Consider the following 10348-nt stretch of genomic DNA (forward strand, 5'->3'; position numbering starts at 1 on the left):
GGCCTGAAGCGACGCTGTGGTCGCCGTTGCGGTGCTTGTCCAGGCGCCTCGTCAGGCTCCGGCGTGATGGCAGGCGGGGGACGAAGCGGATATCGCCACCGTGGGCGCCGACCTCGACCCGCGCGATGATGCGCTCGACGCGGCTCCAACTAGCGGCGCCGTCAACGAACTTCTTGAACCTGCGGACCTTGCCTCTCTTGGCCGACGCTTCCAGGCGTGCTGTCGTGCTGGCCTCCAGATCCGCCACATGCTTGCGCAGGGTCGTGGTGGGCGCGAGGCCAAAGATGAAGTCGACGCGCAGCACCAGTCGATGACCTGGGTTGCAATAATGGCTATCCCCGCGGAGCAGGATTCGAATGTTCGGCCAGTTGATCCGGATCGCCCGCACCAGACGGCGCAGGTGGGGGCGGATCTCAGCCCCACTCGGCCGCTTGGCCGGTCGCAGGATCGCGCTGACGAACCGTCCCGCACCATCGAACACGACGATCGGCTGGAAGCCGTACTCGTATGGTGGGCATTGAACAGGCGAAGCTGTTGGCCTCCGTGCACAGCGTCGAAGGTGTCGTCAATGTCGAGTACGATCCGCTTCGGCACTTGCCGGAACGAGGCGCAATAGAGATCGACCATCGCCCGTCCCATCGCGACCAGCTCCCGCACCCCGGGTAGGTTCTCCAGCCGGCACAGCGTCGATTGCGACGCCAGATCCCGACCCGACGGCAGCGCATCCTGGGCCATCTTGAAGACCGGATCGCGGCGCAGCCGGTTGGCGTCGTTGCCGTCCTCGTAGCCGGCGCCGATCATCTTCATGCGAAAGTCGATCATGTCCGCCAGGCTGTGGACGACCTGGTCCGGGCAGCGCGGATCGTCGATGCAACGCGCCAGACGCTCGGCCACCCGCAACCGCTTTTCCACCTCGGCCAAGGCCAGAACGCCGCTGTTGGACGACAGCATGCCGCCGTCGAAACGGGCGACGACGGACTTGCCGACTGATGACAAACCGCTCAGCGGCAGCGCAAGATCGTTCATGGTGGGTGTGGTCTCCGGGAAATTTCGGATCGGCTTAAGCAACCAAATCCTACGTCATTTCAACGGGCTTGCGCCACATCCACCAACCCCCATGAATTTGGTTAGGTTGATGCTGCGTGCCGCCGCCATGAGGCCGCGCTCGCTAAGCAGCGCGTCGAGAACGACGAGAAGATTCAGATCGAGCCCTTTGAAACGCATGTCTTAGCTATCCATAGCGTGGATGAATTTGATTGAAACAAACGATTTTACCAATTTTCCGGAATGTCGCATGGACCTGGCAGGACCTCACGTGCGCCGATCACTGCCTCTATCGCGTGGCGAGTCCCTTGAGAAGAGCCCGAAAGAGGAAATCTGTCGCGTGCGGTGGAGATTGTACTGGGAATGAGAGGCAGCGCTCCAAATCATGTCGAACTCTCCGACGAATGGCGACCGGTACATAGTTGATCGCAACTGGTCCGGAGCTATGAAACATCTCGATTACATATGAGTTGCCGAGTGAATACGCTGACAGCACCCACCGTCGCAGCGTTTAGCTGACGTTTGACGACGGTTCCTATCCATTTACACGCAGATTCTTGATGTGTTGGCGCAAAAGCGGGAGGCCGGCGACTTTTCTTCGTCATCGGGCTGACGCCGCAGAAGCCGGAACTCGTCCGGTTCCTATGGGCATTGGGCTTGGTCGGCGCACAGGCTCTATGAGGGGCAATTTTGGCAACGCGACGCGACTCGGGTTTTGAACGACGCCGAAAACGCAAGCTGGAAAGGAACAAGATGGCAGATCAACTCGCCAACGAAATAATCGCAATGATCAAGAAGCGCGCCGCGTCGGAGGGCGGCATAGCGCCTGCCACGGGCGGCGAAATAACGGCTGCCACGGGACTGACTTCGCTCGGTATCGATTCACTGGGATTGGCGGACGTTCTCTGGGACCTGGAGCAGGCCTACGGCATCGAGATCGAGATGAATACGGCCGAGGCATGGTCGGATCTCCAGAATGTTGGGGGCATGGTGGAAGCCGTGCGCAGCTTGCTCCCTACGGGGGTGTGAATGGACAGGCGCGTCGTGATTACTGGGATTGGCGGGATTTGCGGGCTTGGAACCAACGCCGCCGCCATTTGGACAGAGATGCGAGAAGGCCGCTCCGCCATCGGCCCAATCGTCAACTCCGAGTTCCATGAATTGAGGGTCAGGATCGGTGCCGAGATCAAGGCCCTGCCGGAGCATGACATCGACAGCAAGCAACTCATCTCCATGGACCGCTTCAGCCTGCTCGCTGTGCTTGCGGCGCGCGAAGCCATGCGTCAGGCCGGACTTTCCTCCAAAGAGGGAAATAGCTATCGCTTCGGTGCGGCGGTGGGCGTTGGCGGCTGCGGGTGGGATGCGATCGAGCAAACCTACCGCGCCATCCTTCTGGGCGGTAAGCGTGCCGCTCTCTTGACTGTACCCAAGGCGATGCCGGGTGCCGCTGCCGGCCAGGTCAGCATGAGTCTCGGCCTGCGCGGGCCGGTCTTCGGCGTCACGTCCGCCTGTTCCTCGGCAAACCATGCGATTGCCTGCGCGGTGGACCAGATCAGGCTCGGCCGGGCCGACGTGATGCTTGCCGGCGGCAGCGAAGCGCCGCTCATATGGGGTGTGCTGAAGGCATGGGAAGCGATCCGCGTGCTTTCGCCCGATACTTGCCGGCCATTCTCGGCCGATCGCCAGGGCCTGTCGCTTGGTGAAGGCGCCGGCATGGCGGTGCTGGAAAGCTACGAGCATGCCTTGGCTCGGGGCGCCACCATCCTTGCCGAAATTGCCGGTGTCGGCCTTTCCGCCGATGCGTCCGGCATCGTCGCGCCGACTGTCGAGGGGCCGGAGGCAGCAATGCGGGCCTGCCTTGCCGATGCCAGGCTGGACGCCGAGGATGTCGACTATCTCAACGCGCACGGCACCGGCACCAAGGCCAACGACCAGATCGAGACGGCGGCGATCAAGCGCGTCTTCGGTCAGCACGCCTTCTCAATGTCCATTTCTTCTACCAAGTCCATGCACGCGCATTGCCTCGGCGCGTCCGGCGCGCTCGAGTTGATCGCCTGCGTGATGGCTATCCGCGAGAGCGTCGTCCCGCCGACTGCCAATTATCGTGAGCTGGACCCCGATTGCGATCTCGACGTCACGCCCAATGTGGCACGCGAGCGCAAGGTGCGCGTGGCACTGAGCAACTCCTTCGCCTTTGGCGGCACGAACGCGGTTCTGGCGTTCAGGCAGGTGTAGAAGCCATGAAAGATGCTTCCGGCAACATTATCTCTCGCATCCAGATGCTTGCCGGGATAACCTTGTGAAGGGCGGGTCATTGACCGCCTCGGCGAATGCGGGAAGGGGCAGCGGAAGCTCGAGGATCCGGGGGTATCGTCTTTGCGAAATTCTTAACTGTTGAACCGGCTTGGACGTACCGCCGCCCCGTAAAAGGTAAGCGAGGCCATGCGGGCTCGGCTTGAGGGTCTGAAGCTGTACACGACAATGTCTGGAAGCCGCAGGGTCGGCTCTGCGCCCGTTATAGTCGCCTGAGTGCTGCCGGCCCGGCCGCGCCGCGGGCGCCGTCAATGAGCTCCTTGAACATGCGGACCTTGCCTCTCTTGGCCGACGCTTCCAGGCGTGCTGTCGTGCTGGCCTCCAGATCCGCCACATGCTTGCGCAGGGTCGTGGTGGGCGCGAGGCCAAAGATGAAGTCGACGCGCAGCACCAGTCGATGACCTGGGTTGCAATAATGGCTATCCCCGCGGAGCAGGATTCGAATGTTCGGCCAGTTGATCCGGATCGCCCGCACCAGACGGCGCAGGTGGGGGCGGATCTCAGCCCCACTCGGCCGCTTGGCCGGTCGCAGGATCGCGCTGACGAACCGTCCCGCACCATCGAACACGACGATCGGCTGGAAGCCGTACTCGTATGGTGGGCATTGAACAGGCGAAGCTGTTGGCCTCCGTGCACAGCGTCGAAGGTGTCGTCAATGTCGAGTACGATCCGCTTCGGCACTTGCCGGAACGAGGCGCAATAGAGATCGACCATCGCCCGTCCCATCGCGACCAGCTCCCGCACCTCGGGTAGGTTCTCCAGCCGGCACAGCGTCGATTGCGACGCCAGATCCCGACCCGACGGCAGCGCATCCTGGGCCATCTTGAAGACCGGATCGCGGCGCAGCCGGTTGGCGTCGTTGCCGTCCTCGTAGCCGGCGGCGATCATCTTCATGCGAAAGCGCGATCATGTCCGCCAGGCTGTGGACGACCTGGTCCGGGCAGCGCGGATCGTCGATGCAACGCGCCAGACGCTCGGCCACCCGCAACCGCTTTTCCACCTCGGCCAAGGCCAGAACGCCGCTGTTGGACGACAGCATGCCGCCGTCGAAACGGGCGACGACGGACTTGCCGACTGATGACAAACCGCTCAGCGGCAGCGCAAGATCGTTCATGGCGGGTGTGGTCTCCGGGAAATTTCGGATCGGCTTAAGCAACCAAATCCTACGTCATTTCAACGGGCTTGCGCCACATCCACCAACCCACATGAATTTTTCAGGCTAGCAGAGAGGGTGCTTGCGGTGCACTCACTGACACGAGATCGCAAATGGAGGCGCGTGACCACCAGAACTGGCGACACCCATGGTGGTCCGCTGGACCCGCAGGAGGAACCACAAGGTGTCAGCGGGCAGAGCGCAAGCGAGTGGCTACTTCGATCTTTCTAGAAGCGCGCCGGCAGCCTGGGCGGGGGCTTGGGGGTCAGACTGCCGGCGCACGCCACTCACGAAGAGCGGCCCCTTTTCGTGGTTCGAACGCCCATAGTCAACCGGAAACGTCAGGATGCCCGCCATGTTACTTTCAGAGCGGCGCGACTTCGCCATGGTGGACGATTCAGCCTAGGACTAGCCACTCTCGTAGGCCGAGTTGATGCTCAAGCCAGCATCGCCTCGCCGAACTAGGAAGAGTTCGCCGTTAGTCCTTCGTCGCGAGCCGATGTCGTCGTGCACGTTTCGTAGCACTCCGGGCGGCTATATCGCTTTGTTGTTCGGCGAGCTGCGCCAGAAGGCATCGCATCAATCGAATCAAGCGTCGACATCAGCCGCAAGCTTCACATCACAACAGCTAGTCCACCCATTGCAGATCATCCGACTGTTCAGGCGGCGTCCGATATGTCCAACTCCGACTCAAGAATTCCCACAGGTATGGAAAGCGATTTCGCTATCCGATCCCGATAGCCCTTGCTGTACCTCAGACCTCGCTCGATGTTTTGGATTTCCTCAGCGGCCAGCCCGCACGCGACCGCCAGGTCGTCGATCGAATATCCAAGGTGCTCGCGATAAGCGCGGACGATGTGGGTTCCCTGGGACATAGCCGTCAAGACTGGTTCGGGAATGCGCGAATCCTTCATAAACATCTCCAAGAACTGGGAGCTCCCTCGGAGATTCCTCCCCGAGGCGCACACTTAGCAAATAAAAAAAATGGTCGTCCATTCGGCCGAACCGGCCTCATGCATGGGATGGGCCGCTGAATTGGCCGGGCCGGAATATGGCGGCTCACCTGCTTCTGATCAAGTATCAAGACTGCCCGTGCTGAGAGCCTGGTCGGCGTAGCGCATGCGACCTGCGATCCTTCGTGGACCATTCTCGCCGATGGCTTTCTTGAACAGCAACTCGAACTTTCGGCACGGACACTGCTTCCTTCGGCAATCTCCACCGGCGAGGCAGCGAAAGACCCGCTCGTAACCCCTACCGAGTTTCGCAATTGCAGCAAACAATGGTCATCTGGTTTCATCCGGGCTTCGGATCCAGACAAGGGGTACCGCTTTCCTGGAGGCGCATCGCCACCTGTACAGGTTCACAATCATTCGACCGTGACCGATTTTGCGAGATTGCGCGGCTGGTCTACATCCGTCCCCATGAAGAGCGCCGTGTGGTAGGCTAGAAGCTGTATCGGGAGCGAGAAGATCATTGGCGCGATAATCTCGTCGACAACCGGCAGCACGAGCGTGTGCATGGTTTCGAGTTTCGATACGGCTGCCCCTTTTTCATCGGTGATGAGGATAATCCGCCCTCCACGGGCAGCCACTTCCTGCATGTTGGAAACGGTCTTGTCGAAAAGACGGTCATGGGGCGCGATGACGATCACCGGCATGTTCTCGTCTATCAAGGCGATCGGCCCGTGCTTCAATTCACCCGCTGCATAGCCCTCGGCATGGATGTAGGAAATCTCCTTGAGCTTCAGCGCACCTTCCATCGCTAGCGGGAAACTGGTGCCACGGCCGAGATACAGGACGTCACGACACTTTGACAGTTCGCGCGACAAGAACTCGATTTCCGGCTGGATGCTCTCGAGTACGTGGCCCATCACGCGCGGCAATTCGGCGAGGCTCCTGACGAGCTCCTGCAGCTCGTCTTCGGGGACCGTCCCGCGGGCTCTGGCGGCGCCGATGGCGAGTGCTGCTAGAACGGCAAGCTGGCAGGTAAAAGCCTTGGTAGAGGCGACGCCGATCTCCGGTCCGGCAAGGATCGGGAAAACCGTATCGGCCTCGCGAGCGATGGTCGATTCGCAGGCATTGACGATAGCGCCAATTTTCAGCCCACGCTCCTTGCAGTACCTCAATGACGCAAGCGTGTCGGCGGTTTCGCCGGACTGCGAGATGAAAAGAGCTGCCGACTGCGGCGGCAACGGGATCTCGCGGTAACGGAATTCGGACGCAACGTCGATTTCAACCGTCAGGCGCGCATAGCGCTCGAACCAGTATTTTCCGATCAGTCCGGCGAAATAGGCGGTTCCGCAGGCAGAGATCGCCAAGCTCGGGACCTTGGCGAAATCAATGCCAGGAACCATGTCGCGACTGTCTATGATGTTAATGTAATGACGGAGAGCATGGGCGATGACCTCGGGCTGCTCGTAAATCTCCTTCTCCATGAAGTGGCGATGGTTGCCCTTGTTGGCCAGATCGGCCGCGGCCGTGGAGATATGGAGCGGACGCTCGACGGGGCGGCCGTCGACATCGAAGATATGGGCGCCCGAATTGCCGACAACGGCCCAGTCGCCGTCGATGAGATAGGTAATTTCATTGGTGAAGGGAGCAAGGGCGATCGCGTCGGAGCCCAGGAACATCTCGCCGTCGCCGTGACCGATCGCGAGCGGTGGCCCGTTGCGCGCCGCCGTGATGGTCGACGGTTCATCTTCGAAGAGGATGGCAAGCGCATAGGCGCCCTTGACGCGTTTCAGCATGGCACGCGTGGCCTCTTGCGGCCTCATGCCCTCTCGGCGGTATCTTGCCAAGAGATGCCCAACGACCTCGGTGTCGGTCTGGAACTCGGCGCCATCCGCCGCCAATTCGTCCTTCAGCTCGGTGAAGTTCTCGATGATGCCGTTATGGACTACGGCGACACCGTCGCTAAAGTGCGGGTGCGCATTGCGTTCGGTCGAGGCCCCGTGGGTTGCCCAACGCGTGTGGCCGATGCCGACGTTGCCGCTCAGCGGCTCTTCCTTCAGTCGCCTCTCGAGGTTGACGAGCTTGCCCTCGGCGCGCCGGCGGTGCAAGGCACCCTCGATGATCGTCGCAACGCCGGCGGAATCATAGCCGCGATATTCCAAACCCTTCAACGCGCCGATCAACCGATCCGACACCGGCTGTTGCCCAACGATGCCAACAATCCCGCACATGTTCGTCTCCGCATCTTTGCGGGCAGCACCAGCCCACGCGAGACGGATACCCGTCCGGCCGCTTTAAGTGGCGGCCTTGTAGTAGAATTCCATAATATTGGTAAAATTGATTGTTGTGATAACTACCATCCACCCGATGGATAGGTTGGCCACTGTGGAGCCACGACCCAAACTTCTATTCGCGCCTGACGCTCTTATGAGGATCGCAAACTCACACCCGCGGCAGGATCACGGCCTCGGAAAGGCCAGGAGGCCTTGGACAGTGGACGGACGACGGGCCTGCGGCCCCTTGTCAGGCCGTCGGCATCTAGGAGCATGGTGCCGCCGACTTGGGCATCGGCGATGGTCTGTCTTGGCGACAGCCTGAGTTCGCTTCAGGACCGTCGTCGTCTCGCGCGGCTGCCGGTGTCAGTTGACGATAACAAATGTCCGCCGGGGGCGAGCGCCTCGCGCACGGCACGTGCCAGCCGCGGTCGGTCCGGGACGCCGTCGAAGGCGTTGGCCGTGAAGACTCACGGGGCGTGACACCAGAGTAGCGAGTTCGTAGCGCGTAGCCGGCGACGAATTCGCAATTGGTCGCGCCGGCGCCGGTCAGCCGGCGCTGCGCGGCCTCCAGCTGGTCGGCGTAGTGCGACGACATGGCGGGTGATCGTGGCGATCGGCACAGCCGCCCCGCAACAGAGGTCGACCACCTCCATGCCCGGCTTCAGCCCGGTTGTCGCAAGCGCCATCTTCGCTGCGGTCGCGCTTGTCATGCTGCTCTTTCCTGGCCTTTGCAAGAACACGAACCTCGGCTTCGGTCGGAATGGCAATGTGGCGAAGGGCGACCCGATCTGCGTCAAGCTCATCGCCAGGGAAGAGGCGAATGATGAGCAGCCCCACTATCGCCTGATCACCACCGGCGGCCGCCGATGTTCCCAGCATTCGCGTTCCAAGGTCGGCATGTCGTGCTCCTCGCTGGCATAGCCGAGGCAGAAATAGCCGATCAGCGTCCATTCGGGCGGCGTGTCGAGAATTTCGGCCATCTCGGTCGCATCGAGGATCGACACCCAGCCCATGCCGATGCCCTCCGCCCGCGCCGCCACCCACAGTGTGTGCACTGCCATGACGGCCGAATAGTCGATGGTCGCCGCCATGGTCATGCGACCGAGCCCATGGCCTTGTCGGGTCGTGCGGTCGGCGAAGACCGCGAATTGACAGGGCGCCTCGTCGAGCCCGGCAAGCTTCAGCCGGGCATAGAGTGCGGCGCGCTCTCCCGAAAAGCGCGTGAGCGCCTCGGCATTGCAGCGCTCGAAGCAGTCTCTCACGGCAGTGCGCCGCTTGAGGCTCTCGACTACTACGAAGCGCCAGGGCTGGCTGAGGCCAACGGAGGGCGCAATGCTGGCGAGCTCGAGCAGGCGTTCCAGCGTACCCTCTGGCAGAGCCGTCGGCTCGAAGCGCCGCACATCCCTGCGCCAGCGCAGCAGCGTGATCAGCTCGGAGCGAAAATCGTCGGTGAAATCTGGAGGTGACGGCATGGCGGTCTCGTTAGGTATGGATTGGCATTAGGGAGTACAGTGTGGACAGCCTCTGCCTATTGCCAAGCTGGCTTGTTGCGTCCGACAATCGCGTCATGCGACCCCAACCGCAAACGATAGAAAAATCTTTCCTGGTGGGCGGCGCTATTACGATGCAATCGACCAAGCCAGTTTCGATCAGCTCGCACCGCGGTGAATCGTGTACCAGGCCGTTGCTAAATGCGCCATTGACACTCAGGCGCACCCGTATCGCTCACCAGGCCTCGGAATGCAGAGAACGTCGGCCTGGAACGCGGAGACGGCGACAGGCGTCTCAGCTTGCATATGGTCGTTCCTGCCGCACCGCCTGCAACTCAGTTTGCTTCCGACCACGTCGGCCTCGACGTCCCCGAAGATTCCCCAGGTCATTCGGCAGATACCATCGTCTGTCGTCATAGCGCCGCAGCGGACAGCACCAGCTGCCCAGTTTCATTTGGTGCATCGCTGAGCTTCCAGTCGCCACCGCAATTTCGTCTTCCACCAGCGTCAGGCATGACCCAAATTGGAGCTCATCCCTCTCACAGTCGATTCGCGCTTGAACTATATGTTCTACTTTCGTTCACTGTTCGGACGACACATTAGAAAGAGCTGGAATGGAATCTATCATCAGCCCTCGACAGCCGCCAAAGGTGGCCGCTGTTCAAGCCCGCCGAAAAATTTGGATGCCGTTCACAAGGGGAGAGCATTGGTGGGACCATGCCGGCACCATCTACCTCTTTGTTCTTCTCGGGGAACATCGCCCGGGCCAGTGGTCTCATCGTGACCGGAGAGTAAAAATAACTGACGCGCATCAGGGCTCGCGCATGTGGAACGAGATGAGCATCCCAGTTACTGGCACATTCTACAATCAGCTACCAATTGACAAAACGTAAGGCAGGAGACGGTTGAGACGTGGAAGGTGTTCGACCGTCGTACCGCAGAGTCGCCATAAGTCGCATTTACGAGGCCCTAATATTTGATGCAAATGGCTGGGAACGTTGCTCACCCTCAACTCGGAGGTGACCGTTACCATCAACAGCGGATGGGCTGGTGCCGTCATGAAGTTGGAGGGCGACTTGCTTCCTCTAGCCGTTTTCGCAACCTATTCCGTCGCCGTCTCGG

The 10348-nt window shown here is 61.0% G+C and carries 5 protein-coding genes and 4 pseudogenes; 2 read left to right on the forward strand and 7 right to left on the reverse strand.

Features of this window, described 5'->3' with window-relative positions:
* Positions 1 to 79 precede the first annotated feature (79 nt).
* A pseudogene (locus tag NKL06_RS10240) lies at positions 80 to 1026 on the reverse strand (IS1380 family transposase); the annotation flags it as partial.
* Between the two features lie 96 nt (positions 1027 to 1122).
* Positions 1123 to 1224 (reverse strand): annotated as a pseudogene (locus NKL06_RS10245) (LysR family transcriptional regulator); the annotation flags it as partial.
* 573 nt (positions 1225 to 1797) lie between these two features.
* Between NKL06_RS10245 and NKL06_RS10250 the strand changes: the two are divergent.
* The gene (locus NKL06_RS10250; protein ID WP_023673543.1) at positions 1798 to 2073 is read left to right on the forward strand and encodes an acyl carrier protein; all 276 of its coding nucleotides are present in this window, start codon (positions 1798 to 1800) and stop codon (positions 2071 to 2073) included.
* Positions 2074 to 3279 carry a beta-ketoacyl-[acyl-carrier-protein] synthase family protein gene (locus tag NKL06_RS10255; protein WP_031196279.1) on the forward strand — a complete coding sequence of 402 codons (1206 nt, stop codon included), beginning with the start codon at positions 2074 to 2076 and terminating at the stop codon, positions 3277 to 3279.
* Here the strand turns inward: NKL06_RS10255 and NKL06_RS32685 are convergent.
* The 5 genes and pseudogenes from NKL06_RS32685 to bluB form a co-directional block, all read right to left on the reverse strand.
* A pseudogene (locus NKL06_RS32685) lies at positions 3266 to 3430 on the reverse strand (LysR family transcriptional regulator); the annotation flags it as partial. The gene NKL06_RS10255 and the pseudogene NKL06_RS32685 sit on opposite strands and share 14 nt — an antisense overlap.
* Before the next feature lie 168 nt (positions 3431 to 3598).
* Positions 3599 to 4471: pseudogene (locus tag NKL06_RS10260) on the reverse strand (IS1380 family transposase); the annotation flags it as partial.
* Positions 4472 to 5169: 698 nt separating this feature from the next.
* Positions 5170 to 5424 carry a helix-turn-helix domain-containing protein gene (locus NKL06_RS10265; RefSeq protein WP_031197535.1) on the reverse strand — a complete coding sequence of 85 codons (255 nt, stop codon included), beginning with the start codon at positions 5422 to 5424 and terminating at the stop codon, positions 5170 to 5172.
* 452 nt (positions 5425 to 5876) lie between these two features.
* The gene (gene glmS, locus NKL06_RS10270) at positions 5877 to 7691 is read right to left on the reverse strand and encodes a glutamine--fructose-6-phosphate transaminase (isomerizing) (RefSeq protein ID WP_031210801.1); all 1815 of its coding nucleotides are present in this window, start codon (positions 7689 to 7691) and stop codon (positions 5877 to 5879) included.
* Between the two features lie 881 nt (positions 7692 to 8572).
* Entirely contained in the window at positions 8573 to 9208 is a 636-nt protein-coding gene (gene bluB / locus NKL06_RS10275; protein WP_023694898.1) for a 5,6-dimethylbenzimidazole synthase, read from the reverse strand.
* Positions 9209 to 10348: the final 1140 nt, after the last annotated feature.

The organism is Mesorhizobium sp. C268A, from assembly GCF_040324475.1.
Classification (GTDB): Bacteria; Pseudomonadota; Alphaproteobacteria; order Rhizobiales; family Rhizobiaceae; genus Mesorhizobium.

What these genes read in the sequence shown, in the direction of transcription:
- NKL06_RS10250 (WP_023673543.1), top strand. Translation starts at nt 1,798, where the DNA reads ATGGCAGATCAACTCGCCAACGAAATAATCGCAATGATCAAGAAGCGC.
- NKL06_RS10255 (WP_031196279.1), top strand. Translation starts at nt 2,074, where the DNA reads ATGGACAGGCGCGTCGTGATTACTGGGATTGGCGGGATTTGCGGGCTT.
- NKL06_RS10265 (WP_031197535.1), bottom strand. Translation starts at nt 5,424, where the DNA reads ATGAAGGATTCGCGCATTCCCGAACCAGTCTTGACGGCTATGTCCCAG.
- glmS (WP_031210801.1), bottom strand. Translation starts at nt 7,691, where the DNA reads ATGTGCGGGATTGTTGGCATCGTTGGGCAACAGCCGGTGTCGGATCGG.
- bluB (WP_023694898.1), bottom strand. Translation starts at nt 9,208, where the DNA reads ATGCCGTCACCTCCAGATTTCACCGACGATTTTCGCTCCGAGCTGATC.